Origin of the sequence: Pseudarthrobacter defluvii (assembly GCF_030816725.1) — a bacterium.
Taxonomy (GTDB): Bacteria; Actinomycetota; Actinomycetes; order Actinomycetales; family Micrococcaceae; genus Arthrobacter; species Arthrobacter defluvii_A.
This window is the reverse complement of sequence record NZ_JAUSYG010000001.1, coordinates 2,452,286-2,476,963: the sequence shown is the minus strand read 5'-3', so window position 1 is coordinate 2,476,963 and position 24,678 is coordinate 2,452,286. Positions and strand designations below refer to the sequence as shown.

The window sequence follows — 24,678 nt, the reverse complement described above, 5'->3', positions numbered from 1 at the left end:
TGTATCTGCGCAGCCATTGGGCCGCGCAGCGTTCTGCTGTCGTAATCCCCGGAGCCATCGCGGTTCGACAGGGAAGGAACGACACGCAGATGAACCCCCAGCGATGGCTCTTCAACGCCGAAACTCCTGCTGCCTTGATGGCAGGTCCACATCACAGGTCCGCCGCGCAGCCAGCAAAGTCCGACGCATGACGGGCGCCGTGGAACTGCAGCCCGCCGCCGGGGTGGTCACCGCCTTCACCGCCGACGAAACCCGGGCCATGGAGCATGCCCTCCAAGCAGCCCTGCAGGGACCGCGCGGCGCAAATCCGCTGGTGGGCGCCGTCGTCGTGGGCCCCGACGGGCGGGAGATCGTAACGGGGTACCACCGCGGTGCGGGCACCGCACATGCCGAAGCCGATGCCATTGCCCAGGCTGCCGCCGTCGGCCTTGATCTTGCTGGCTGCACCATGGTGGTCACGCTGGAGCCCTGCAATCACGTGGGCCGCACCGGCCCGTGCACCGAGGCCATCATCGCTGCCGGGATCACGGACGTGGTGTATGCCGTTGACGACCCCCATGACCCCGCTGCGGGCGGCGCCGCAACCCTGCGCGCCGCCGGCATTCGGGTCCGGAGCGGCCTGGGCGCCGACGAAGCGCTGGACCTGAACCGCCAGTGGTTCGAGGCAGTGGCCACCAAGCGCCCCTTTGTCACCCTCCACATCGCCCAGACCCTGGACGCCCGGATCGCCGCCGAAGACGGCACCAGCCAATGGATCTCCAGCCCCGAGTCCCTCGCGGACAACCACGGAATCCGCGGCCGGATCGACGCCATCCTGGTGGGCACCCAAACCGTGCTCGTGGACAACCCCCGCCTGACGGCCCGGGACGCCTCCGGCAACCCAACGCCCAAGCAGCCCGTCCGGGCCGTCATGGGCCTCCGCGGGATTCCGGAGGTCGCCGCCATCCACGGCGATGACGGCCTGGCCGTCCACCTTCCCACCCGTGACCCGCGCGAGGCGCTGTCCATGCTGTACGAATCCGGCACCCGGCACGTCATGGTGGAAGGCGGTTCCAGCATCCTCAGCTCCTTCCTGGCGGCCGGCCTGGTGGATGAGCTCATCGTGTACGTGGCACCCACCCTGCTGGGATCCGGCACCCCTTCGTTGAACGGACTGGGCATCACCAGCCTGCCCGACGCCCAGCACTGGGAATGGGACCCGTCCGACGGCGGCGCGGTCCGCACGCTGGGCCGGGACCTTCGACTCCACCTCAGACCGCAACGAAAAGTTGCACTCGACCACCAACCAACCCGCGCTTGCGCGGGGCAAGCCCAGGGAGGCTACTGATGTTCACTGGAATTATTGCGGAGCAGGGGCAGGTGCTGTCCGTGGAGCGCGACGGAAACACCAGCGCCACCCTCCGGCTGCACGCGCCCGGCTCGACGGACGGCCTGGCGCTGGGCGGCTCCATCGCCGTGAACGGGGTCTGCCTCACGGCGACCGCCATTGACGGCAAGGAGTTCAGCGTGGACGTCATGGGCGAAACCCTGGTCCGCAGCACCATCGGCGAGCTTGCTGCCGGGGACAGCGTCAACCTGGAGCGCTGCGTTCCCGCCGGCGGCCGCCTGGACGGGCACGTTGTGCAGGGACACGTGGACGGCGTCGGAGTCCTGCTGGAACGCGAACCCCAGGGCAACTGGGAGCGCCTGCGTTTTGGCGTTCCCGCCAACCTGGCCCGCTACATTGCCGAGAAGGGTTCCATTGCGATCGACGGCGTCTCGCTCACCGTCACGGCGGTCAGCCCGGCCGCAGAGCAGGAGCCCTGGTTCGAAGTGGGGCTGATCCCCACCACGCTCGCCGAAACCGGGCTGGGCACCAAAACCACCGGCAGCCGGGTGAACCTCGAAGTTGATGTCCTGGCAAAGTACACCGAACGCCTGCTTGCCTTCCGCGGCGACGATGCGCCGGCGGATGCAGCAGCCGGTGCCGGCGAAGCTGCCATCGCGGGAGGTGCACGGTGAACGCCGCAGTACGCCTGGAACCGGCTGTCGCTGGAGCTTCAGCCACCAACCCCGCCACCGGCGTCCCCGCTGTCAGGGACCCGGCCGCCGGAGCCCGGGTTCCTGAAGGACGCGTGTCCGCGCCCGCCAGGGGTCTGTCCTCCATTGAAGACGCTGTGCGCGCCATGGCCGCGGGCCGGCCAGTCCTCGTCGTGGACAACGAGGACCGGGAAAATGAAGGCGACATCATCTTCGCCGCCCAGCACGCCACGCCGGCGCTGATGGGCTGGACCATCCGGTACAGCTCCGGGGTCATCTGCGTGCCGTTGACAGGGGACCGCGCCGACGCCCTGGCGCTGCCTCCCATGACGGCCGTGAACCAGGACGCAAAAGGCACCGCCTACACCGTGTCCTGCGACGCCGCCACCGGTGTCAGCACCGGGATCTCCGCCACGGACCGGGCCCTGACCGCGCGCATCCTGGCGGACCCGCAGGCTGGTCCGGCGTCCGTGACCCGGCCGGGGCATATTTTCCCGCTCCGTGCAGTTGACGGAGGTGTGCGGGAACGCCAGGGCCACACCGAGGCCGCTGTGGACCTGTGCCGCCTGGCTGGCCTGGAGCCGGTCGGGGTGATCGCGGAAGTGGTGTATGACGACGGTGAGATGATGCGCCTGGACGGGCTCCGTTCGTTCGCAGCGGAACATGGATGCCCCCTGATCTCCATCGAGGACCTGGTGGCGTATGTTGAAGCCGGGGCCGGGGGAGTCCCGCAGGAGGAAGCCCGGGAGGTTCCGGGCGAAGAGAAGGAGAAGCGATGACGGCAGCGGCAGCCAGCGACGACAGCCACCAGGACGGCCACCGGAAGCCCCACGCGGTGTCCGGTGAAGCGCCCCATCCCGTCAGTGGAGGGCCCGTGGTGCAACTCCCCACCGCTTTTGGCGACTTCGTGGCGCAGGCGTGGACGGACCTCGTCACCGGCGTGGAGCATCTGGCCGTCAGTTCCCCCAATGCTCCCACCGACGGAAAAGCTCCACTTGTCCGGCTGCATTCCGAGTGCCTCACCGGGGATGTCTTTGGCTCCTACCGGTGCGACTGCGGGGAACAGCTTGCCTTTGCGCTGGAGCTGATCCGGGACAACGGCGGAACCCTGCTCTACCTCCGCGGCCAGGAAGGCCGCGGCATTGGCCTGGCCAACAAGATCAAGGCCTACGCGCTGCAGGAAGCGGGCTTTGACACCGTCGAAGCCAACGAGCAGCTGGGCCTTCCCGTTGATGCCCGCTGCTACAAGGCCGCGGCCCAGATCCTCGCCGAGATGGGCCTGCATGAAGTCCGGCTGCTGAGCAACAACCCGGACAAGCAGAACAGGCTGGCCAAGGCCGGGGTGACGGTCGTGGAAATGGTTCCCACAGAGGTCCCCTCCCGCGAACAGAACATCCGGTACCTGCGCACCAAGAAGGACCGCATGGAACACCGGCTGGTGCTGGACACCCAGGTGGCTCCCGTGCCTGTGACGGCCCCCGAAACCCCCTACGACCACGAACAAGACTGACGTCTTCACGAACGAACGGAACACAACAAACCCATGAGCGGACACGGCGCCCCCGACATCGACCTCAGCACCCTCAACCCAGCTGAAACCTCGCAGCTGAAGCTGGCCATCATTGCAGCCAGCTGGCACACCCAGATCATGGACGGGCTCCTGGACGGCGCGCTCCGGGCTGCCAAGGATGCCGGCATCGCCGAGCCCACGGTCCTGCGGGTTCCCGGCAGCTTCGAGCTGCCGGTCGCTGCCGCGCGGCTGGCACCGCACTTTGACGCCGTCGTTGCCCTCGGCGTCGTCATCCGCGGCGGAACGCCGCACTTTGACTACGTCTGCCAGGCCGCGACGTCGGGCCTCACCGACGTCAGCGTCTCCACGGGCGTGCCGGTGGGCTTCGGCGTGCTCACTTGCGACAACGAACAGCAGGGCCTGGACCGCGCCGGCCTGCCCGGCTCCAAGGAAGACAAGGGCCACGAGGCCGTCACCGCGGCACTGGCCACCGCCGTCGTCCTCAAGCAGTACCGCAGCTAAGCGGCACCTCGCTGCACGGGCGCGGTGTGTATTCCCTCACATCGCGCCCGTCATGCAAGGGCCCGGGAAGCGCCCGCACGGCCGCAGCAAGTAGGCTGGAGGGCGTGAAGAATTTCGAGACGCTGTTCGCTGAGCTCAGCGAGAAGGCAGCCACCCGCCCGGAAGGCTCCCGCACCGTCGCTGAATTGGAGTCCGGTGTTCACGGCATCGGCAAAAAAGTCGTTGAGGAAGCAGCCGAAGTATGGATGGCTGCCGAATATGAATCCGATGAAGCCGCGGCCGAGGAAATCTCCCAGCTGCTGTACCACCTGCAGGTTCTGATGCTCGCGAAGGGCCTCACCCTGGAAGACGTCTACAAGCATCTGTAGCCACCGGTCCGGCGCACTGCCGCCGGGCCCGCTGTGGCCTGTACTGCCTGAAAACAAGACCTTCCACCCCAGAAAGACATTCCCATGCTGCGAGTAGCCGTCCCCAACAAGGGCTCCCTGTCCGAAGCCGCGTCCGCCATGCTCTCCGAAGCCGGCTACCGCCAGCGGCGCGACAGCCGCGAGCTGGTCATGGTGGACCCCGACAATGACATCGAGTTCTTCTTCCTCCGCCCCCGCGACATCGCGGTGTACGTGGGCCAGGGAACGCTCGACGTCGGCATCACCGGCCGCGACCTGCTGCTGGACGCCGGAGTGGAAGCCGAAGAGCTCCTGCCGCTGGGATTCGCCGCCTCCACCTTCCGCTTCGCCGGGCCCGTGGGCGACTTCAACTCCGCCGCCGAACTGGAAGGCAAGCGCCTGGCCACCAGCTACGACGGCCTGCTGCGCAGCTACCTGGCCGAACGCGGCATCAATGCCAAAGTGGTCCGGCTCGACGGTGCGGTTGAGTCTTCTGTCCGCCTCGGCGTCGCGGACGCGATCGCCGACGTCGTCGAAACCGGCAACACCCTCAAGGCCGCCGGCATGGAAATCTTCGGCGACCCCATCCTCAAATCCGAAGCTGTTCTGATCCGGCGCACCGGCAACGGCGGCGCCGCCAACGGCACGGCCAAGGAAATCGAAGTCCTCATCCGCCGCCTCCAGGGCGTGCTGGTGGCGCGCCAGTATGTGCTGATGGATTACGACATCCGCAAGGAACTCGTGGAGAAGGCAGCCAGCCTGACCCCCGGCCTTGAATCGCCCACGGTCTCACCTCTGCGCGACTCCGACTGGGTGGCCGTCCGGTCCATGGTGCCCAAGAAGGAAACCAACCGGATCATGGACGAACTGTACGACCTCGGCGCCCGCGCCATCCTGGTCAGCAGCATCCACGCCTGCCGCATCTGATCACCGGCGACCCCAGCAGCACTGAATATCCAGGAGTTCCCATGGCAGTAGCAGTCCGCGTCATTCCCTGCCTCGACGTCGACGCCGGGCGCGTCGTGAAGGGCGTCAACTTTGAGGGCCTCCGGGACGCCGGCGACCCCGTGGAGCTCGCCCACCGCTACGACAACGCCGGCGCCGACGAACTGACGTTCCTTGACGTCACAGCGTCCTCCGGCAACCGCGAGACCACCTTCGACGTGGTCCGCCGCACCGCCGAGGAAGTCTTCATCCCCCTGACCGTGGGTGGCGGCGTGCGCGGTGTGGCCGAAGTGGACAAGCTCCTGCGCTACGGCGCCGACAAGGCCTCCATCAACACCGCGGCCGTGGCCCGGCCCGACGTCATCGACGAAATCACCCGGCACTTCGGTTCCCAGGTGCTCGTCCTGTCCGTGGACGCCCGCCGCACCCGCCCCGGGTCCCAGCCCACGCCGTCGGGGTTTGAAGTGACCACCCACGGCGGCCGTACCGGCACCGGGATCGACGCGGTCGAATGGGCCAGGGAAGCAGCGCACCGGGGGGTGGGGGAGATCCTGCTGAACTCCATCGACGCCGACGGCACCAAGGACGGCTTCGACCTGGAGCTCATCAAACTGGTCCGGGCCGCCGTCAAGGTCCCCATCATCGCCTCCGGCGGTGCTGGGGAGCCTGCCCACTTCCCGCCCGCAGTCGCGGCCGGCGCGGACGCCGTCCTGGCAGCCTCGATTTTCCACTGGGGACCGGACAACATGATGCACCTGGTCAAGGACGCCATCCGCGACGCTGGCTTCGAAGTCCGCTAGGACCGGTGGATGGGCCCACGCCCGCAGGGTTCCCTGGCCGAGCTTGCGAGGTTAGGGGGCCGGTGGGGACTAAAGTCCTACTTCGGCGGACTGGAGGAGGGCGACGGCGTCTGGCTGGCCTTCGAAGGTGACCAGCGCGTGGCGGGTGCGGCCGTGGGCGTGCATCAGCAGTTCGCCCGGCTCGCCGACAATCGCCACGGAAACAGGAGCGCGCTTGGCCACGTGGCGGGGGCCGGAGGGGCGGACGAGGACAATGCCCAGGTCCACACCCCGGTAGAGGATGGCGGCCCGCTTCACGAGTTCGTCCCACAGCGCATCGGAGTAGGCCTCATCAAGTGCCCTGGGGGCCCACCGGGCCACGGCCCGACGGACGTCTTCAGTGTGCACGAAGTACTCGATCAGGTTGGCGCTTTCGTCCAGCGCCTTGATGCTCATCGGCGAGAGTGCCGGCGGGCCGGCACGGAAGGTGTTCACCAGCCGGGCGTAGTCCTCGGTGCCGTTGAGCTTGGCAGCCAGCTTGGCGGTTGCCTGGTCCGATGCTTTCGCCAGGCGCTTGATGACCAGTCCCAGCCCGACGGCAGCCTTCCGCTCGCGGAGGTACAGGTGCGCGGCAAGGTCCCTGGTGCGCCAGCCCTTGCACAGAGTGGGCGCATCAGGGCCGGCCGCAAGCAGGGTTTCGGCCAGGACTTCTCGGGACGGTTCGACGAAATGCATCACTTGGAAAACTAGCACGAGAGCTGTGGAGTTGGGCAGCACTGCAGCGGCCGGTGGCGTGCCGTTGTTCACAACAGGAGAGCGGGCCCTCAGAGGCACTAGACTTGACCCGATGTCTGAGCAGCCAACCCCCGTCCAAACCGCAGGATCAGCCGCGTCCCAGTCTCTGGTACCAGCGCTGTCGCCTGAGGAATCAGCGCCGCCGTCGTCCGTGCAAGCTGCTGCCCCGGCCGGCCCCCTTCCCCGGGAGCTTGCGGCCGCGCTGAAGCGCGACGCCGCCGGCCTGGTGGCCGCCGTGGTGCAGCAGTACGACACCCACGAGGTCCTGATGCTTGGCTGGATGGACGACGAAGCCCTGCACCGCACCATGACCACCGGACGCGTGACCTTCTACTCCCGCTCACGCCAGGAGTACTGGCGCAAGGGAGATACGTCGGGGCACGTCCAGTGGGTCAAATCCGTGGCCATGGACTGCGACGGCGACGCACTGCTGGTGCGTGTCGACCAGGTGGGTGCCGCCTGCCATACAGGCACCCGGACCTGCTTTGACGGCAGGGACCTGGACGTGGTGGCAGGCCAGGCGGGCTAAGCGGAACACGCTGCCCGGCCGGCTTCATCCCGGCTCCGGCCACCCAGCAAGCACACTCAAGGTGCCGGCGACGCCGGCCCTTTTCGAAGAAGAGGCGGACAAGCATAGCCATGCAGGACCTTGGAACCATCAGCCCAAGCCTTGAGGAGTTCCGGGAACTCGCCGGCCACAGCCGCGTCATTCCCGTCAGGCTCAAGGTACTGGCCGACGCCGAGACCCCCATCGGCCTGTACCGGAAGCTGGCGCAGGGCCAGCCCGGCACGTTCCTCATGGAATCGGCAGCGGTGGGCGGAGCGTGGTCCCGCTACTCCTTCATCGGCGCCAAATCGCGTGCCACGCTGACCACCAAAGACGGCCAGGCCCACTGGCTGGGAGAACCGCCTGCAGGCGTGCCGGTCAGCGGCAGCCCGGTGGACGCCATCCGCGACACCGTCGACGCCCTCCGAACCGACCGCTTCGAAGGACTGCCGCCCTTCACTTCCGGTTTGGTGGGTTTCCTGGGCTGGGAAACCGTCCGGCACTGGGAACGCCTGGTCAGCCCGCCCGAGGACGACCTGCAGCTGCCGGAAATGGCCCTGAACCTGGTCACCGACATGGCCGTGCACGACAATGTGGACGGCACGGTCCTGCTGATCGCCAACGCCATCAACTTCGACAACAGCTCCGAGCGCGTCGATGAGGCATGGCACGACGCCGTGGCCCGGGTCAAGGAACTCCTGGCAAAGGTCAGCGCCCCCGTGGTGCAGCCGGTCTCCGTGCTGGCGCCGGCCGCCCTGGACTTCGCGTCCAGCGTCCAGGAACGCTGGGATGAAGCCGAATACCTTGCAGCGCTGGACCGCGGCAAGGAAGCCATTGTGGACGGCGAGGTCTTCCAAGTGGTGATCTCGCGCCGCTTCGAGATGGAGTGCGATGCGTCCGCGCTGGACGTCTACCGCGTACTGCGCAACACCAATCCCAGCCCCTACATGTACATCTTCAGCCTCGAAGACGCTGAGGGCCGTGAGTACTCCATCGTCGGGTCTTCGCCGGAAGCCCTGGTGACGGTCACGGGCGAGGAAGTCATCACCCACCCCATCGCAGGGTCCCGCCCGCGTGGAAAGACCGTGGAGGCGGACAAGGCCCTCGCCGAGGAACTCCTTGCCGACCAAAAGGAACGCGCCGAGCACCTGATGCTGGTTGACCTGTCCCGCAACGACCTCTCCAAGGTCTGCGTGGCCGGCACCGTGGACGTCACCCAGTTCATGGAGGTGGAGCGCTTCAGCCACATCATGCACCTGGTGTCCACCGTGGTGGGCCGGCTGGCCCCGCAGGCCAAGGCCTATGACGTCCTGAAGGCCACCTTCCCGGCGGGCACCCTTTCCGGTGCCCCCAAGCCTCGCGCCCTGCGGCTCCTGGACGAGCTGGAACCGCACCGCCGCGGCATCTACGGCGGCGTGGTGGGCTACCTCGACTTTGCCGGTGACATGGACATGGCCATCGCCATCCGGTCCGCCCTGATCCGGGAAGGACGCGCGTACGTCCAGGCCGGCGGCGGGATCGTGGCCGATTCCGTGAACCCCACCGAGGCCCTGGAAACCGTCAACAAGGCCGCCGCCCCGCTTCGCGCGGTCCACACCGCAGGATCCCTCCACAACATCTCAGCGGAGTCCCTCCCCGGCGGGACGGATTCCTGATGCCGGATTCCGGAGCCGCAGCCGGCAACCAGCATCAGCCGGGGAAGCCAGGGGATGCAGGTAACGCGGGCGGGTCAGCAACGTCCCGGGCCGTGCCCGTGTGGGCGCGCAAGTCCACCCTGGTGCTGCTGGTCACCCTCCTGGCCCTGGCCGCCTTCGGCAGCACCACCCAGACCTGGATGACCGCCACCCTGGACCCCAACCAGGTGGGCCAGGCGGCAGCAACCCAAAACGCCATCCAGGTGCAGGGCAGCAAGGCCGCCACCACTGTCACGGCCCTGGCCCTGGTGGCCCTGGCCGGCGGGCTGGCAGCGGCCATCGCGGGCAGGATCGCCCGCTGGGTCATCACCGCCATCATTGTCCTTGCCTCAGCCGGCGTGGTGGCCGCAGCCGCCACCGTCCTGGCTGACCCGCTCGCCGCGGCGCAGGGAACCATCGCCGGTGCCACCGGTGTCTCCGGCAGCCAGGCGCACGTTGAGCTCACCGCCTTCCCCGTACTCGCCGTCGTCGCCGGTTGCCTGCTGGCCCTGGCGGCCCTGCTGATCCTGCCGGCCTCCCGTTACTGGAAGGCGCGCACCAAGTACGACGCACCCGGCGCCGCCGGAAGCCCTGCAGCGGTCGGCCCCGTTGACGAGATCGACAGCTGGGACCGGCTTTCCCGCGGCGAGGACCCCACCTAGGGCCAGGGCCGCAGCGGCCGGAGCCGGCGTGCAAGCCCGGCGGTACGCGGGCTGCACCCAAAAAATGGCAGAATGTAAGCAGTATCCATCCTGAGGAGATTTCCATGAGCAAAGCACCTGCGTCCGTTTCCAAGTCAGGCACCCGCACGGTTGCCCCCGGCGCCATTGACCACAGCCAGGAACTGGGCCACGGCAACAGCCCGGCCGCATGGACCTGCGTCATCGTCATGCTCGTCGGTGCGCTCATCGCAGCCATCGCCTTCGTCATCGCCAGCACCCCCATCTTCATCGGCGGCGCCGTGGTCATGGTCATCGGCCTGATCCTCGGTTACGTCATGCGCAAGGCAGGCTACGGCGTCGAGGGCAGCAAGCTGAAGAACTCCGGCCACTGATGGCGACTGTTCTCGATGACATCAACGCCGGTGTCAGGGAGGATATGGAAGCCAGGAAGCGGCTCGTTTCGCTGGCTGAGCTGGAGGACCTGGCCCAGGCCGCGGCGCCTGCCCGCGATGCCTGGGCAGCCCTCGGTGGGACCTCCCCAACCCGGGAACAGCTGAAAGTCATCGCCGAAATCAAGCGCCGCAGCCCGTCCAAGGGCGATCTCGCCAGCATCGGGGACCCGGCGTCGCTTGCCAGGCAGTACGCCGACGGCGGTGCGTCCGTTATCAGCGTCCTCACCGAGCAGCGCCGCTTCAACGGCTCCCTGGCCGACCTTGACGCCGTGCGCGCCGCCGTCGACATCCCCTTGCTCCGCAAGGACTTCACGCTCGACGAGTACCAAATCTGGGAAGCCCGTGCCCACGGCGCCGACCTCATCCTGCTCATCGTGGCCGCGCTTTCTGACGCCCAGCTCACCGACTTCAGCGCCCTGAGCCGGGAGCTCGGCATGAACGTGCTGGTGGAGACGCACACGGAAGAAGAGATCCAGCGTGCCGTCGCCGCGGACGCGCGGATTATCGGCGTGAATGTGCGCAATCTGAAAACGCTCGACGTCGACCGCTCGGTTTTCGCCTCACTGGCAGGGATGATTCCGGCTGAGGCCGTCGTGGTTGCCGAATCAGGCGTCCGCGACGCCGGGGACGTCACGCATTACGCCGCCAGCGGCGCCAACGCCATACTGGTGGGCGAGGCCCTGGTGAGCCACGCCACGCCGCAGGAACGGATCGCTGAATTCACTGCCGCGGGTGCCGCCGCCATAGCTGCCCGCGCTTGAGGCAACCTCCTGACGGGCCGGCCGCCGGCCCCGCAGGACCTCAGCATTCCCGGCCCCGTGCCGGGCTACAACACTCTGACCGCCAACTTCGAACAGGACAGGACTGATGGCTCAAGCACCCTCAGGAAACGCTGACAACACCACCGCGGAAGCATTCCTGCAGGGCGGATCCCTCCGCCATGCGCCGGGGCCGTACTTCGGCAACTACGGCGGTCGATGGATGCCAGAGTCCCTCATCGCAGCACTGGACGAACTCGAAGAGACGTTCAACAAGGCCAAGGACGATCCCGAGTTCCGGGCCCAAATCGCGGACCTGAACAAGAACTACTCGGGCCGGCCGTCCCTGCTGACGGAAGCCAAGCGCTTTTCCCAGCATGCCGGGGGAGTGCGGGTGTTCCTCAAGCGGGAGGACCTTAACCACACCGGGTCGCACAAGATCAACAACGTCCTTGGCCAGGCACTGTTGGCCAAGCGCATGGGCAAGACCCGCATCATCGCGGAAACCGGCGCCGGCCAGCATGGCGTGGCCAGCGCCACCGCAGCGGCCCTCATGGGGCTGGAATGCGTGGTGTACATGGGCGCCGAGGACTGCCGCCGCCAGGCGCTGAACGTTGCCCGCATGGAGCTGCTTGGCGCCAAGGTCATCCCCGTCACCAGCGGCTCCCAGACCCTCAAGGACGCCATCAACGACGCCCTCCGCGACTGGGTGGCCAACGTTTCCAACACGCACTACCTGCTGGGAACCGCCGCAGGCGCGCACCCGTTTCCGGCTATGGTCCGGTACTTCCATGAGGTGATCGGCGAGGAAGCCCGCGCCCAGATCCTTGAGCAGGAAGGACGGCTCCCGGATGCCGTGTGCGCCTGCATCGGCGGCGGCTCCAACGCCATCGGCATCTTCCACGGCTTCCTGGATGATCCCAGCGTGAAGATCTACGGATTCGAAGCCGGCGGCGAAGGCGTGGAGACCGGCCGGCACGCGGCCACCATCACTCTGGGCAAGCCCGGCGTGCTGCACGGCGCGCGTTCCTACCTCATGCAGGACGACGACGGGCAGACCATCGAGTCGCACTCGATTTCCGCCGGGCTGGACTACCCCGGGGTTGGCCCCGAGCATTCGTACCTGGCCGACATCGGCCGGGTCAGCTACGAGCCCATCACCGACAGCGAAGCCATGGAGAGCTTCCGCCTCCTGTGCCGGACCGAGGGCATCATCCCTGCCATCGAGTCCTCGCACGCGCTGGCAGGAGCCATCAAGGTGGGCCAGCGGCTCGCCGCCGAAGTTGCGTCCGCAGGAACAGGAACAGCCGCCGACAAGATCGTCATCGTCAACCTTTCCGGACGCGGCGACAAGGACGTGGCCACCGCCGCCGAATGGTTTGACCTGTTGGACAAGAATTCCGCCGAATCCGAAATCGGCAAAGAGGGGGAGCAGCTGTGAGCGGCGCAGACATGGCCAACCAGGCAGATACCAAGGGCACGGCAGCGACCACCAGCAAGGCCGCGGCGGCAATCGACAGGGCACGGGCCCAGGGCCGCGCCGCCCTTATCGCCTACCTCCCTGCCGGGTACCCCAGCGTTCAGGAATCCATCGCCGCCGGCATCGCCGCGGCCCGGAACGGCGCCGACCTGATCGAAATCGGCATCCCGTACTCTGATCCCGTGATGGACGGCCAGGTCATCCAGGCCGCCACCACCGAGGCGCTGGCAAAAGGCTTCCATGTCAGCCAGGTATTCGACGTGGTTGCCGGCATCACCAGCCAGACCGACGCGGCCGTCCTGGTCATGACCTACTGGAACCCCGTGGCCCGCATGGGCGTCGACGAGTTTTCCCGCAGGCTGGCCGAGGCCGGGGGAGCCGGGCTCATCACCCCGGACCTCATCCCCGACGAGGCCGGCGAATGGATGGAAGCCTCGGACAAGTACGGCCTGGACCGCGTATTCCTCGTGGCACCGTCCTCCACCCCGGAGCGCATGCAGCGAACGGTCGACGCGAGCCGCGGCTTCGTCTACGCCGTCTCCATCATGGGCGTCACCGGCGCCCGCACTTCGGTGAGCAGTGCCGCCAAGGACGTCGTCTCCGCCGCACATGGTGCCGGCGCGGATCGTGTCTGCGTGGGCCTGGGCGTGTCCAACGCGGACCAGGTGCGCGAAATTGCCGCCTATGCCGAAGGCGTCATCGTGGGCACCGCTTTGGTGAAGACACTTGGCGACGGCGGCGTGGACGCAGTCGCCGCCCTCACCAAGGACCTCAGCACCGGCCTGGCGCGCGGTAACGGCGTGGCGCCGGAAACCGGGGCCTAGGCCATGCAGGCACTCCTTCAGGCAGCCGCCCACGCGCCCGCCATGGCGCCCGCGAGCATCCCCAGCCCGGATTGGTCCGGCTTCGATATCCCCCTGCCGTGGGGCAGCCTGAGGATCCACGCATACGCGCTGTGCATCCTGGCCGGAATCATCGTCGGCCTGTGGCTGACGTCCGTCCGGTGGGCCAAGCGCGGCGCCCCTGAAGGCAGCGTCTGGGACATTGTTATCTGGGCCATCCCCTTCGGCATCATCGGCGGCCGCCTGTACCACGTGGTCTCGTCGCCGGATGCCTACTTCGGTCCCGGCTTTGACGGAACCGGGGACCTCTCACTGATCCCCCAGATCCAGCGAGGGGGGCTGGGAATCTGGGGCGCCGTCGTCCTTGGTGCCATCGGTGCCTGGATCGGATGCCGCCGCAGCGGCGTCAAACTGAGTGCCTTCGTTGACGCCGCGGCGCCCGGCCTTCTCCTGGCCCAGGCGATCGGACGCTGGGGCAACTACTTCAACCAGGAACTTTTCGGCGGTCCCACCACTTTGCCGTGGGGCCTGCAGATCGATGCGGACAACCCCAACTTCCCCGCCGGTATGCCCGCGGAGACACTGTTCCACCCCACCTTCCTCTACGAGTCCCTGTGGAACCTGGCAGGCGTCCTGATCCTGCTCGCCCTGGACCGGCGCTTCCACTTCCGTCGGAGCCGGCTCTTCTGGCTGTACGCCATGTATTACACCCTGGGCCGTGTCTGGATCGAGGCGATGCGCATCGACGACGCTGAACAGATCAGCATCTTCGGCATCACCACCAGGCTCAACGTCTGGACCAGCATCTTCGTCTTCCTCGCTGCCCTGGTTGCCTTCATCCTCCTGGGCCTCAAGGGCCGCCCGGATCCCGACACGGTGTACCTGCCGGGCCACGCACCGGCAAAGGGCGTGGAAGGGGCAGGGGATTCCGGGACCGGTCACGAAGTCCGTGATACGGACGACGGTGTCTCAGATAGTGATTCGCGTGGTAATCTCCCTGATAACCACAGCGGTTCCAGGCATGCTTCCGACCCCACGGAAGAAGCCGCGGCGGCACCGGCCGGCTCAAAGCCCGGAACGGATGCGACGGCTGCCGGACACTCCGGCAGCACAGCCACGGGACCCGCGTCGGAGGCCGGCACCGGAAAGTAGGACGCCGGCCAGGCAGGGCAGTAGAGCCACCGCTCGAAGAGCCCGAAACCACAATGTCGTGGAATGGGGCGAGTCCGGACAGTACAGAGATGCTGGCCGGTATTGCCTCGGGCAGGGGCCTGCGTAACCGTTAGTTCAGCAGGCCGTGCTGACCTACAATTTCCAGTAATCAACACTTTGTTGTGCCCTTTGCAGCGGCGCCGACGAGTGGGGCCAACGGTGTCCCTTCCATACGCACGATCAGGAGGAAGGACGTCTCCCATGACCCAAACTCTTAACACTCCCAGCTGGTCCGAACCGGATCAGCCTGAGACTGCCCTGTCGCCGTTCAAGCGCTTCGCAGCCATGCCGGAGGCCGCCGGGCTGTACAACCCGGAACAGGAGAAGGACGCCTGCGGGCTCGCTATTATTGCGACCCTGCGCGGCGAACCCGGGTACGACATCGTCGATGCCGCCCTGACCGCGCTGCGCAACCTCGAGCACCGGGGCGCCGTAGGCGCCGACGAGGGAACCGGCGACGGCGCGGGCCTGCTCATGCAGATCCCGGACGAGTTCTTCCGGGCCGTTACCGAGTTCGAGCTGCCCGCTCCCGGCCAGTACGTTGCGGGCACGGCATTCCTTCCTGCCGAGCAGCGGGAGGCCGACGCCGCCAAGGCAGGCATCGAGGGCCTGGCCGCCGACGAGGGCCTCAAGGTCCTCGGCTGGCGGGAAGTGCCGGTGGTCGCCGACCTGGTGGGTGCCATGGCCCGTGCCTGCATGCCCTACTTTTCCCAGCCCTTCCTGGCGTCTGCCAGTGGCGAGGAACTGGACCGCAACGAGCTGGACTCCCGCGCCTGGCGGATCCGCAAGCGCGCGCAGAACAAGTTCGGCGTGTACTTCCCGTCGCTGTCCTCCCGCACCATCGTCTACAAGGGCATGCTCACCACCGCCCAGCTGGAGCCGTTCTACCCGGACCTTTCGGACAAGCGCTTCAAGACCAAGCTCGCGATCGTCCACTCCCGCTTCTCCACCAACACCTTCCCGTCCTGGCCGCTCGCACAGCCGTTCCGGACCATCGCCCATAACGGTGAAATCAACACCGTCAAAGGCAACCGGAACTGGATGCGCGCACGCCAGTCCCAGCTTGCCAACCCGCTGCTGGGCAACTCGCCGGAAGAGCTGTACCCCATCTGCACCCCCGGCGCCTCCGACTCCGCGTCCTTCGACGAGGTAGCGGAACTGCTCTGGCTGTCCGGCCGTCCCATCACGCACTCGATCATGATGATGATCCCGGAGGCCTGGGAAAACCACGCCACCATGGATCCGGCCCGCCGCGCCTTCTACGAGTACCACTCGCTGCTGATGGAACCCTGGGACGGCCCCGCCGCCGTCTCCTTTACCGACGGCAACCTGGTGGGCGCCACCCTGGACCGCAACGGGCTGCGTCCCGGCCGCTTCTGGATCACCGAGGACGGCCTTATCGTCTTTGCTTCCGAGGTGGGCGTGATCGACGTCGAGCCCTCCAAGGTGGTCAAGAAGGGCCGCGTGTCCCCGGGCAAGATGTTCCTGGTGGACACCGAGGCCGGCCGGATCATCGACGATGAAGAGGTCAAGGCCGAGGTCGCCGCCGCGAACCCGTGGGCCGAGTGGGTCAAGGACAACCTGATCGACCTTAACGATCTGCCCGAGCGTGAGCACGTGGTGCACACGGCCGCGTCCGTGAACATTCGCCAGCGCACCTTCGGCTACACCACAGAGGAACTGAAGATCCTGCTTGGCCCGATGGCCCGCACCGGTGCCGAGCCGCTGGGTGCCATGGGATCGGACACTCCCGTGGCCGTGCTTTCCAAGCGCCCGCGCCTGCTCTTCGACTACTTCGTGCAGTCCTTCGCGCAGGTCACCAACCCGCCGCTGGACGCCATCCGTGAAGAGCTGGTCACCTCGCTGACCTGTGCCATTGGACCCAACGGCAACCTGCTGGACACCAAGCAGGTCCGCCAGCCGCAGGTCCAGCTGCCCTTCCCGGTGATCAACAACGACCAACTGGCAAAGATCGCCAACATCGAAAGCCCCGACGGCGACCGCTTGTCCATGAAGGTCCGCGGCCTCTACCGCCCCGAAGGCGGCGAGAACGCGCTCCGAGCCCGGCTCACCGAAATCTGCGAGCAGGTTTCCGGCGCCATTAACCGCGGCGTCCAGTACATCGTGCTGTCCGACCGCGACTCCAACGCCCAGTGGGCACCCATCCCGTCCCTGCTGCTGGTCAGCGCCGTGCACCACCACCTGCTGCGCAGCGCCAACCGCACCAAGACCGCCCTGGTAGTCGAGGCCGGCGACGTCCGCGAAACGCACCACGTTGCCGTCCTGATCGGCTACGGCGCCTCCGCCGTCAACCCGTACCTGGCCATGGAATCCGTGGAACAGCTCATCTCCGCGGGCGACGTCACCGGCGTCACCCCGCAGGACGGCGTCTACAACCTGATCAAGGGCTTGGGCAAGGGCGTCCTGAAGATCATGTCCAAGATGGGCATCTCCACCGTGGCCTCCTACACCGGCGCCCAGACCTTCGAGGCGCTGGGCCTGGGCCAGGAACTGGTGGACGAATTCTTCGCCGGCACGCACTCCCAGCTGGGCGGCGTGGGCCTGGACGTCATCGCTGCCGAGGTTTCCGCCCGGCACCAGATGGCCTACCCGGAGGGCGGTATCGAGCAGCCGCACCGTCCGCTCCTGGGCGGCGGCGAGTACCAGTGGCGCCGTGACGGCGAGCCGCACCTTTTCAACCCGGAGACCGTCTTCCGGCTGCAGCACGCCACGCGTGAGCGCCGCTACGACATTTTCAAGGCGTACACCAGGGGAGTGGACGACCAGTCCACCAACCTGATGACCCTCCGCGGCCTGCTCAAGTTCAAGAACGAGCGCCCCCCCGTTCCCCTTGAGGAAGTGGAGCCCGTCTCCAGCATCGTCAAGCGGTTCTCCACCGGTGCGATGAGCTACGGCTCCATCTCCCAGGAAGCCCACGAGACGCTGGCCATCGCCATGAACCAGCTGGGCGGCAAGTCCAACACCGGTGAAGGCGGCGAGGATGTGGACCGCCTGCTGGACCCGAAGCGCCGCTCTGCCGTCAAGCAGATCGCGTCCGGCCGCTTCGGCGTGACCAGCCTCTACCTGACCAACGCCGACGACATCCAGATCAAGATGGCGCAGGGTGCCAAGCCCGGCGAAGGCGGCCAGCTGATGGCGCAGAAGGTCTATCCGTGGGTTGCCCGCACTCGGCACTCGACCCCCGGCGTCGGACTCATCTCCCCGCCTCCCCACCACGACATCTACTCCATCGAGGACCTCGCGCAGCTCATCTACGATGCCAAGCGCGCCAACCCCTCGGCCCGCGTGCACGTGAAGCTTGTCTCGGAAGTCGGGATCGGCACCGTGGCGTCCGGCGTGACCAAGGCGAAGGCCGACGTCGTACTTGTTTCCGGACACGACGGCGGAACCGGCGCCTCGCCGCTGAACTCGCTCAAGCACGCCGGTGTTCCGTGGGAGCTCGGCCTGGCCGAGACCCAGCAGACCCTGATGCTCAACGGCCTGCGCGACCGCGTGGTGGTGCAGGTGGACGGCCAGCTCAAGACCGGCCGCGACGTTGTCATCGCGGCGCTGCTGGGCGGCGAGGAGTTCGGCTTCGCCACCGCTCCGCTGGTGGTGGAAGGCTGCATCATGATGCGCGTCTGCCACTTGGACACCTGCCCCGTAGGTGTTGCCACCCAGAACCCCGAGCTGCGTGCCCGCTTCAGCGGAAAGCCGGAGTTCGTGGTCAACTTCTTCGAGTTCCTTGCCGAGGAAGTCCGCGAGATCCTTGCCGAGCTTGGCTTCCGCAGCCTGGAGGAGGCGATCGGCCACGCCGAGGTGCTGGACGCCCGCGAGGCGATCAACCACTGGAAGGCCGACGGCTTGGACCTGGACCCGATCCTGCACGGCCTGGAGTTCGACGACGACGCGCCGCTGCGCAACATGACCGGCCAGAACCACGAGCTGGACAAGCACTTCGACCAGCGGCTGATTACCATGGCCACCGAAGCGCTGACGGACCGCAGCCCTGTGAAGATCACCGTGGATGTCATCAACACGGACCGTTCGGTGGGTACCATGCTGGGCCATGTCGTCACCAAGACCTTTGGTACCGACGTCCTGGCCACGGACACCATCGACGTCACGCTGAACGGCACCGCCGGCCAGTCTTTGGGCGCCTTCCTGCCCGCGGGCATCACCCTGCGGCTGTACGGCGACTCCAACGACTACGTAGGCAAGGGCCTGTCCGGCGGCCGGATTGTCGTCCGCCCGGACCGTACCAACGTCTTCAAGGCTGAAACCAATGTCATCGCCGGCAACGTGATCGGCTACGGCGCCACCAGCGGCGAGATGTTCCTGCGCGGCCAGGTTGGCGAACGCTTCCTGGTCCGCAACTCCGGTGCCACGGCCGTCGTCGAAGGCATCGGCGACCACGGCTGCGAGTACATGACCGGCGGCCAGACGCTGATCATCGGCCGCACCGGCCGAAACTTCGGCGCCGGCATGTCCGGCGGCACCGCGTACGTGCTGGACCTGCGGACCACCCGCGTCAACAAGCAGGCGCTGGAGTCCGGCGAGCTGCAGCTGCGCGAGCTGGACGCCGAGGACCGCGACATTGTCCACGGCCTGCTGGTCAAGCACGTGGAAGAAACTGACTCCCAGCTGGCGGCGCGCCTCCTCGAGAACTTCGACGACACCGCCGCCCGCATCACCAAGGTACTGCCGCGCGATTACGCGGCCGTGCTGCAAACCCGCCTCGACGCCATCGAAGAGGGCCTTGACCCCGACGGCGAAGAAGTATGGTCTCGAATCCTGGAGGTTACCGGTGGCTGATCCACGCGGATTTCTGAAAGTACGCCAGCGTGAAACCCAGCCGCGCCGTCCCGTTCCGGTCCGCATCATGGACTGGAAAGAGGTCTACGAGGCCCAGGAGAAGGGCACGCTGAAGGCCCAGGCCGGGCGCTGCATGGACTGCGGCATCCCGTTCTGCCACCAGGGCTGCCCGCTGGGGAACCTCATTCCCGAGTGGAACGACCTGATGTGGCGGGACAAGGGCGAGGAAGCAATCGAGCGCCTGCACGCCACGAACAACTTCCCTGAGTTCACCGGCCGGCTCTGCCCGGCGCCCTGCGAGGCGTCCTGCGTGCTGGGCATCAACCAGCCCGCCGTCACCATCAAGCAGGTGGAAGTTTCGATCATCGACGAGGCCTGGGACAACGGCTGGGTCAGCCCCCTGCCGCCCGCGCGCCTCACCGGCAAGACCGTTGCGGTGGTCGGCTCCGGCCCCGCCGGCCTGGCCGTCGCCCAGCAGCTCACCCGCGTGGGGCACACCGTCGCCGTCTACGAGCGGGATGACAAGATCGGCGGCCTGCTGCGCTACGGCATCCCCGACTTCAAGATGGAAAAGGAGCAGGTGGACCGCCGCGTCGAGCAGATGAAGGCCGAGGGCACCCGCTTCCGGACCGGCGTCTCGGTAGGCACCGACGTGACCTGGGAGCAGCTGCGCAGGCGCTACGACGCCGTCGTAGTGTGCACCGGGGCCACCGTCCCGCGCGACTTGCCTATCCCGGGTCGCGACCTGGACGGCGTCCACTTCGCCATGGACTACCTGGTGCCCGCCAACCGTGCGGTGGCAGGGGAGACCATTGAGAACCAGATCAACGCCCACGGCAAGCACGTGGTGATCCTGGGTGGCGGCGATACCGGTGCTGACTGCCTGGGCACGGCACACCGGCACGGCGCTGCCTCCGTCACCACCTTGGCCATTGGCAAGCAGCCGCCGTCGGAGCGTGCCGGCCACCAGCCGTGGCCCACGTTCCCCACCCTGTTCGAGATGGCCAGCGCGCACGAGGAAGGCGGCGAACGCACCTACCTCGCCTCCACCGTGGAGTTCGTAGGCGAAAACGGCAAGCTCACCGGCGTGAAGGTGGCCGAGACTGAGTTCGTGGACGGCAAGCGCCTCCCCAAGGCCGGCACCGAGCGGATCATTCCCGCGGACTTGGTGTTCCTGTCCCTCGGCTTCACCGGTGCTGAACCGGCCGGCATCACCGAGCAGGTGCACGCAGAGTTCGACGGCCGCGGCAACGTTTCCCGTGACGGCTACTACATGACCAACACCGAAGGCGTGTTCGTGGCCGGCGACGCCGGCCGCGGCCAGTCCCTGATCGTGTGGGCCATTGCCGAGGGGCGTGCCGCCGCTGCGGCCGTGGACAAGTACCTGATGGGAAGCACCATCCTTCCCGCACCCGTCGCACCGACGGACCGCGCCATCGCCGTCCTCTAGGGCTGCATCGAGGGTTCACCTCGCCGACAACTTAACCAATGCAAGAGACCAATAGGGTAGGTATATGAGACGCGCAAAAATTGTTGCCACGTTCGGCCCGGCAATTGCCAGCTACGACAACACCCTCGCGGTGCTGGAGGCCGGCGTTGACGTAGCCCGCATGAACATGAGCCACGGTGACTACTCCGTGCATGACAACACCTACGAGAACGTCCGCAAGGCAGCGTCCGACCTTGGCAAGGCCGTGGCCATCATGGCCGACCTGCAGGGCCCCAAGATCCGGCTGGGCCGCTTCGTTGACGGTCCGCACGCCCTGGCCGTGGGCGACATCTTCACCATCACCACCGAGGACGTTCCAGGCACCCAGGAGATTTGCTCCACGACCCTGAAGAGCCTCACCGAGGACGTCAAGGTGGGCGATGCCCTCCTGATCGACGACGGCAAGGTGGCGCTGCGTGCCATCGAGGTTGACGACGTCAAGGTGGTCGCGGAGGTGACCGTTGGCGGCATGGTGTCCAACAACAAGGGCATCAACCTTCCCGGCGTGGCCGTCAACGTTCCCGCCCTGAGCGAAAAGGATGAGGACGACCTTCGCTGGGCGATGCGCCGCGGTGTGGACATGGTGGCGCTGTCCTTCGTGCGGGATGCTTCGGACATCACCCGCGTGCACGAGATCATGGACGAGGAAGGCCGCCGCGTGCCGGTCATCGCCAAGATCGAAAAGCCGCAGGCCGTGGAGCAGCTGCCGGAGATCATCGACGCGTTCGACGCAATCATGGTGGCCCGTGGCGACCTCGGCGTGGAACTGCCGCTGGAGGAAGTGCCGATCGTGCAGAAGCGCGCCGTGGAACTGGCACGCCGCTGGGCCAAGCCGGTCATCGTGGCCACCCAGGTCCTCGAGTCCATGATCGACAACCCGCGCCCCACCCGGGCCGAGGCCTCAGACTGCGCCAACGCCGTCCTCGACGGTGCGGACGCCGTCATGCTGTCCGGTGAGACCAGCGTGGGCAAGTACCCGGTCGAGACCGTCAAGGTCATGGCCCGGATCATCGAATCCACCGAGGTCCACGGGCTGGAGCGCGTCCCCCCGCTGGGCACAAAGCCCAGGACCCGTGGCGGCGCCATCACGCGTGCCGCCGTCGAGATTGCCGATCAGCTGGACGCCAAGTACATCTGCGCGTTCACCCAGTCCGGTGACTCCGCCCGCCGGCTTTCCCGCCTTCGCCCCATCAAACCGGTCTTCGCCTTCACCCCCGTGGAGCAGGTGTGGAATCAGATGGCACTGACCTGGGGCATCCAGCCCGTGCTGGTGCAGATGGTGGACCACACCGATGCCATGACCGCGCAGGTGGACCGCAGCCTCGAGGAGATGGGCCTGGTCCAGGATGGTGACCTGGTGGTTATCGCCGCGGGTTCGCCTCCCGGAAAGGCCGGCTCCACCAACTCCCTGAAGGTGCACAAGGTGGGTGACCTCGCCGACTCCACCCGTGCGGGAGAAGTCACCAGCAACCGCGAGAAGCTCGGCCCCTGGCCGGAAAAGAAGAAGAAGAACCAGGCTGCCGAGGCCTAGTCTTCAGACAGAAAAGGACCCCTGCCTTTCGGCGGGGGTCCTTTTTGCTGTGGCTTGGTCGCTTTGGCGACCGTTGCTGGCTGGGCGGCCGGGCCGCCGTCGTACTCTCTCCGGGGCCCGGCCGGCGCGCTAGTTGACCTGGTTGATGATGGTTTCGGCGACTTCGCGCATGCTGAGGCGGCGGTCCATGGAGGTCTTCTGGATCCAGCGGAAGGCTTCCGGTTCCGTCAGGCCCATCTTGGTGGTGAGCAGGCTCTTGGCGCGCTCCACGAGCTTGCGGGTGGCGAACTGCTCCTGCAGGTCCGAAACCTCGCCCTCCAAGGCCTTGATTTCCTCGTGGCGGGAGAGTGCGATCTCCAGAGCGGGAATGAGGTCCGCGGGCGTGAAGGGCTTGACGACGTAGGCCATGGCACCGGCGTCGCGCGCGCGCTCCACCAGTTCCTTCTGGCTGAAGGCGGTCAGCAGCACCACGGGCGCGATGCGGGCCTTGACGATCTTCTCCGCCGCGGAGATGCCGTCCATGACGGGCATCTTGACGTCCATGAGGACCAGGTCCGGCTTCAGTTCCTCGGCAAGCTGGACGGCCTTCTCGCCGTTGTCCGCCTCGCCCACAACGTCGTAACCTTCGCCGCGCAGGATCTCGATGATGTCGAGGCGGATGAGGGTTTCATCCTCTGCCACAATGACGCGGCGCGCCGGCTGGGATGTGGGCTTGGACTCCGTCTGTTCAGTCACGGGATCTCCTTGAAAAGGTACGGCGGGACATCACTATCTTAGGTGCCACCGCGGCTGTACTTGGCTTGCAGGGTTCGTTTGCGGCGACGGCGGCGCGATTCTGGAATTCAGCCTATCTGCATGTAGAGTAATTCCGCGTACGTGAAGCGATCGCGTTGCTCACAGTCAGCTGTGGGCGTAGCGTTTTACTCCGCGTATTCCGCGCCCGAGTGGCGGAATTGGCAGACGCGCCGCACTCAAAATGCGGTATCGAAAGGTGTGTGGGTTCGAGTCCCACCTCGGGCACAGTGTTTCCGCAGGTCAAACGGCACTTGCCACTTTGTGTGTTGACAAAAACGCCCAAAGTGTTGACAGCGGCGTACCGTTTTTGATGTGGCAAGCATCCGTAAACGCACTAAGAAGGACGGTTCCTCGTCCTACATGGTGCTGTGGCGGGACCCAAAGAGCCGCGAGCAGCAGGGACTGACAGTCGCTAGTCTCGTCGAGGCTGAAACCCTGAAGAGGCTGCTGGACGCTAACGGCCAGTCGTTTGAGATCGCGCAGCACGCCATCCTGACAAACGAGAAGCGCCCGCCGACTGTGGCGGAAGTCATCCAGGAACATATCGATCTGTTGGTCCGCCCGTCGAGCGGGACAGTCAAGACGTACCAGACCATGCTTGAATTCCACATCCGGCCGGTCATCGGCCACGTTCCTGTGGACAAGCTCGACTACCGCGTCATTGCCCATTGGGTGAAGTCGATGATGGCCAAGGGCAAGGCGCCGAAGACCATCCATAACGTACACGGCCTAATTTCGGCAGCCATGAATACCGCGGAGATGCTCGGCTACATTTCGCGGAACCCATGCCGCGGCGTGCAGCTTCCCGGCATTGAGAAAGCCGAGGACGAGGCAATGTTTCTGACCCACGCCGAGTTCAGCCTCATCATGGAGGGCATGGGGGAGCGGTACAAGGCTTTCACCAATTTCCTTGTCATGACTGGCACCCGCTTTGGGGAGGCCACCGCGCTGACTGTGGCCGACGTTGATCTGCTGTCCAAGCCGCCTACCGCCCGGATCAACAAGGCATGGAAGCGGGACGGCCAGAATCAGTTCTACATCGGGGCGACGAAGACAGGTGCCGGTAAGCGCACCATAGGACTTAATCCTGCCTTGGTGGAGCTGCTGATCCCGCTGGTCGCGAGCCGGCCCGGAAAGGAACTTGTGTTCACGACGCCCAACGGCGGGCGCATTATCCACAAGCTTTACTGGCACCACTACTGGGTCCCAGCCGTTCGAACGGCCCAGGGGAACGGCCTAACCAAAGATCCTCGGATCCACGACCTCCGCCATACTCACGCCTCTTGGCTGATCCAGGATGGGGTCCCCCTGTTCACCATTTCACGCCGGCTGGGTCACGCGTCCACCAGGACCACTGAGCAGGTTTACGGGCACCTGATGCCGGAGGCGCTCCAGGCTGGTGCTGATGCCACGGAGCGCTCGGTCACCGCCTTCCAGAGGTGACCGGCGTCAGGTCATGTTGGAGG

The 24,678-nt window shown here is 66.7% G+C and carries 22 protein-coding genes and 1 tRNA gene; 21 read left to right on the top strand and 2 right to left on the bottom strand.

Annotated elements, in window-relative coordinates; translation table 11 throughout:
* Positions 1 to 187 precede the first annotated feature (187 nt).
* The 8 genes from ribD (at position 188) to hisF (ending at position 6,182) form a co-directional block, all read left to right on the top strand.
* The gene (gene ribD, locus QF031_RS11680) at positions 188 to 1,327 is read left to right on the top strand and encodes a bifunctional diaminohydroxyphosphoribosylaminopyrimidine deaminase/5-amino-6-(5-phosphoribosylamino)uracil reductase RibD (protein WP_307428005.1); all 1,140 of its coding nucleotides are present in this window, start codon (positions 188 to 190) and stop codon (positions 1,325 to 1,327) included.
* Positions 1,327 to 2,001, top strand: a complete 675-nt coding sequence (locus tag QF031_RS11675) for a riboflavin synthase (RefSeq protein ID WP_307428002.1) — start codon at positions 1,327 to 1,329, stop codon at positions 1,999 to 2,001. The genes ribD and QF031_RS11675 overlap by 1 nt, the downstream gene beginning before the upstream one ends.
* Positions 1,998 to 2,798, top strand: coding sequence for a 3,4-dihydroxy-2-butanone-4-phosphate synthase (gene ribB, locus QF031_RS11670; protein ID WP_307427999.1), 801 nt, complete (start codon positions 1,998 to 2,000; stop codon positions 2,796 to 2,798). Before QF031_RS11675 ends, ribB begins: the two co-directional genes overlap by 4 nt.
* Positions 2,795 to 3,529, top strand: coding sequence for a GTP cyclohydrolase II (gene ribA / locus QF031_RS11665; protein ID WP_307427995.1), 735 nt, complete (start codon positions 2,795 to 2,797; stop codon positions 3,527 to 3,529). Before ribB ends, ribA begins: the two co-directional genes overlap by 4 nt.
* Before the next feature lie 33 nt (positions 3,530 to 3,562).
* Positions 3,563 to 4,051, top strand: coding sequence for a 6,7-dimethyl-8-ribityllumazine synthase (gene ribH, locus QF031_RS11660; protein ID WP_018770776.1), 489 nt, complete (start codon positions 3,563 to 3,565; stop codon positions 4,049 to 4,051).
* Positions 4,052 to 4,155: 104 nt separating this feature from the next.
* Positions 4,156 to 4,419: a phosphoribosyl-ATP diphosphatase gene (locus tag QF031_RS11655; RefSeq protein ID WP_009358176.1), complete on the top strand. Its 264-nt coding sequence runs from the start codon at positions 4,156 to 4,158 to the stop codon at positions 4,417 to 4,419.
* A gap of 84 nt (positions 4,420 to 4,503) precedes the next feature.
* Positions 4,504 to 5,364 (top strand): ATP phosphoribosyltransferase, encoded by an 861-nt coding sequence (gene hisG, locus QF031_RS11650; protein WP_307427993.1) that lies wholly within the window; start codon positions 4,504 to 4,506, stop codon positions 5,362 to 5,364.
* Positions 5,365 to 5,405: 41 nt separating this feature from the next.
* Positions 5,406 to 6,182 carry an imidazole glycerol phosphate synthase subunit HisF gene (gene hisF, locus QF031_RS11645; RefSeq protein ID WP_307427989.1) on the top strand — a complete coding sequence of 259 codons (777 nt, stop codon included), beginning with the start codon at positions 5,406 to 5,408 and terminating at the stop codon, positions 6,180 to 6,182.
* A gap of 69 nt (positions 6,183 to 6,251) precedes the next feature.
* On the opposite strand, the gene QF031_RS11640 is transcribed toward hisF, so the two are convergent.
* The gene (locus tag QF031_RS11640; RefSeq protein ID WP_307427986.1) at positions 6,252 to 6,896 is read right to left on the bottom strand and encodes a TIGR03085 family metal-binding protein; all 645 of its coding nucleotides are present in this window, start codon (positions 6,894 to 6,896) and stop codon (positions 6,252 to 6,254) included.
* A gap of 112 nt (positions 6,897 to 7,008) precedes the next feature.
* On the opposite strand from QF031_RS11640, the gene hisI reads away from it, so the two are divergent.
* The 11 genes from hisI to pyk all read left to right on the top strand — a co-directional run bounded on the left by hisI (position 7,009) and on the right by pyk (position 22,417).
* The gene (gene hisI / locus QF031_RS11635; protein WP_307427983.1) at positions 7,009 to 7,485 is read left to right on the top strand and encodes a phosphoribosyl-AMP cyclohydrolase; all 477 of its coding nucleotides are present in this window, start codon (positions 7,009 to 7,011) and stop codon (positions 7,483 to 7,485) included.
* A 110-nt stretch (positions 7,486 to 7,595) separates the two neighbouring features.
* Entirely contained in the window at positions 7,596 to 9,158 is a 1,563-nt protein-coding gene (locus QF031_RS11630; RefSeq protein ID WP_307427980.1) for an anthranilate synthase component I, read from the top strand.
* Complete coding sequence (locus QF031_RS11625) at positions 9,158 to 9,838, top strand: Trp biosynthesis-associated membrane protein (protein ID WP_307427978.1); 681 nt, start codon at positions 9,158 to 9,160, stop codon at positions 9,836 to 9,838. The genes QF031_RS11630 and QF031_RS11625 overlap by 1 nt, the downstream gene beginning before the upstream one ends.
* Positions 9,839 to 9,942: 104 nt before the next feature.
* On the top strand, positions 9,943 to 10,230 hold the full coding sequence (locus QF031_RS11620; RefSeq protein WP_056333411.1) for an HGxxPAAW family protein: 288 nt from the start codon (positions 9,943 to 9,945) through the stop codon (positions 10,228 to 10,230).
* On the top strand, positions 10,230 to 11,051 hold the full coding sequence (trpC, locus tag QF031_RS11615; protein WP_307427976.1) for an indole-3-glycerol phosphate synthase TrpC: 822 nt from the start codon (positions 10,230 to 10,232) through the stop codon (positions 11,049 to 11,051). The genes QF031_RS11620 and trpC overlap by 1 nt, the downstream gene beginning before the upstream one ends.
* Before the next feature lie 106 nt (positions 11,052 to 11,157).
* Complete coding sequence (trpB, locus tag QF031_RS11610; protein WP_307427973.1) at positions 11,158 to 12,489, top strand: tryptophan synthase subunit beta; 1,332 nt, start codon at positions 11,158 to 11,160, stop codon at positions 12,487 to 12,489.
* An 11-nt stretch (positions 12,490 to 12,500) separates the two neighbouring features.
* On the top strand, positions 12,501 to 13,352 hold the full coding sequence (gene trpA / locus QF031_RS11605; protein ID WP_307433313.1) for a tryptophan synthase subunit alpha: 852 nt from the start codon (positions 12,501 to 12,503) through the stop codon (positions 13,350 to 13,352).
* Positions 13,353 to 13,355: 3 nt separating this feature from the next.
* Positions 13,356 to 14,522, top strand: a complete 1,167-nt coding sequence (gene lgt, locus QF031_RS11600; RefSeq protein WP_307427970.1) for a prolipoprotein diacylglyceryl transferase — start codon at positions 13,356 to 13,358, stop codon at positions 14,520 to 14,522.
* A 261-nt stretch (positions 14,523 to 14,783) separates the two neighbouring features.
* Positions 14,784 to 19,397: a glutamate synthase large subunit gene (gene gltB / locus QF031_RS11595; protein ID WP_307427968.1), complete on the top strand. Its 4,614-nt coding sequence runs from the start codon at positions 14,784 to 14,786 to the stop codon at positions 19,395 to 19,397.
* Positions 19,390 to 20,847: a glutamate synthase subunit beta gene (locus tag QF031_RS11590; protein ID WP_307427965.1), complete on the top strand. Its 1,458-nt coding sequence runs from the start codon at positions 19,390 to 19,392 to the stop codon at positions 20,845 to 20,847. The genes gltB and QF031_RS11590 overlap by 8 nt, the downstream gene beginning before the upstream one ends.
* 64 nt (positions 20,848 to 20,911) lie before the next feature.
* Positions 20,912 to 22,417, top strand: coding sequence for a pyruvate kinase (pyk, locus tag QF031_RS11585; protein ID WP_307427961.1), 1,506 nt, complete (start codon positions 20,912 to 20,914; stop codon positions 22,415 to 22,417).
* A gap of 129 nt (positions 22,418 to 22,546) precedes the next feature.
* On the opposite strand, the gene QF031_RS11580 is transcribed toward pyk, so the two are convergent.
* Positions 22,547 to 23,152 carry an ANTAR domain-containing response regulator gene (locus QF031_RS11580; RefSeq protein ID WP_141940978.1) on the bottom strand — a complete coding sequence of 202 codons (606 nt, stop codon included), beginning with the start codon at positions 23,150 to 23,152 and terminating at the stop codon, positions 22,547 to 22,549.
* A 203-nt stretch (positions 23,153 to 23,355) separates the two neighbouring features.
* Between QF031_RS11580 and QF031_RS11575 the strand changes: the two genes are divergently transcribed.
* Positions 23,356 to 23,437: transfer RNA gene (locus QF031_RS11575), tRNA-Leu, on the top strand.
* 87 nt (positions 23,438 to 23,524) lie between these two features.
* Complete coding sequence (locus tag QF031_RS11570; protein ID WP_307427957.1) at positions 23,525 to 24,655, top strand: tyrosine-type recombinase/integrase; 1,131 nt, start codon at positions 23,525 to 23,527, stop codon at positions 24,653 to 24,655.
* Positions 24,656 to 24,678 lie beyond the last annotated feature (23 nt).

Excerpts from the sequence above, each read along its gene's own strand:
- ribD (WP_307428005.1), top strand. The coding sequence starts at position 188 with ATGACGGGCGCCGTGGAACTGCAGCCCGCCGCCGGGGTGGTCACCGCC.
- QF031_RS11675 (WP_307428002.1), top strand. The coding sequence starts at position 1,327 with ATGTTCACTGGAATTATTGCGGAGCAGGGGCAGGTGCTGTCCGTGGAG.
- ribA (WP_307427995.1), top strand. The coding sequence starts at position 2,795 with ATGACGGCAGCGGCAGCCAGCGACGACAGCCACCAGGACGGCCACCGG.
- ribH (WP_018770776.1), top strand. The coding sequence starts at position 3,563 with ATGAGCGGACACGGCGCCCCCGACATCGACCTCAGCACCCTCAACCCA.
- hisG (WP_307427993.1), top strand. The coding sequence starts at position 4,504 with ATGCTGCGAGTAGCCGTCCCCAACAAGGGCTCCCTGTCCGAAGCCGCG.
- hisF (WP_307427989.1), top strand. The coding sequence starts at position 5,406 with ATGGCAGTAGCAGTCCGCGTCATTCCCTGCCTCGACGTCGACGCCGGG.
- QF031_RS11640 (WP_307427986.1), bottom strand. The coding sequence starts at position 6,896 with ATGCATTTCGTCGAACCGTCCCGAGAAGTCCTGGCCGAAACCCTGCTT.
- hisI (WP_307427983.1), top strand. The coding sequence starts at position 7,009 with ATGTCTGAGCAGCCAACCCCCGTCCAAACCGCAGGATCAGCCGCGTCC.
- QF031_RS11630 (WP_307427980.1), top strand. The coding sequence starts at position 7,596 with ATGCAGGACCTTGGAACCATCAGCCCAAGCCTTGAGGAGTTCCGGGAA.
- QF031_RS11625 (WP_307427978.1), top strand. The coding sequence starts at position 9,158 with ATGCCGGATTCCGGAGCCGCAGCCGGCAACCAGCATCAGCCGGGGAAG.
- QF031_RS11620 (WP_056333411.1), top strand. The coding sequence starts at position 9,943 with ATGAGCAAAGCACCTGCGTCCGTTTCCAAGTCAGGCACCCGCACGGTT.
- trpC (WP_307427976.1), top strand. The coding sequence starts at position 10,230 with ATGGCGACTGTTCTCGATGACATCAACGCCGGTGTCAGGGAGGATATG.
- trpB (WP_307427973.1), top strand. The coding sequence starts at position 11,158 with ATGGCTCAAGCACCCTCAGGAAACGCTGACAACACCACCGCGGAAGCA.
- trpA (WP_307433313.1), top strand. The coding sequence starts at position 12,501 with ATGGCCAACCAGGCAGATACCAAGGGCACGGCAGCGACCACCAGCAAG.
- lgt (WP_307427970.1), top strand. The coding sequence starts at position 13,356 with ATGCAGGCACTCCTTCAGGCAGCCGCCCACGCGCCCGCCATGGCGCCC.
- gltB (WP_307427968.1), top strand. The coding sequence starts at position 14,784 with ATGACCCAAACTCTTAACACTCCCAGCTGGTCCGAACCGGATCAGCCT.
- pyk (WP_307427961.1), top strand. The coding sequence starts at position 20,912 with ATGAGACGCGCAAAAATTGTTGCCACGTTCGGCCCGGCAATTGCCAGC.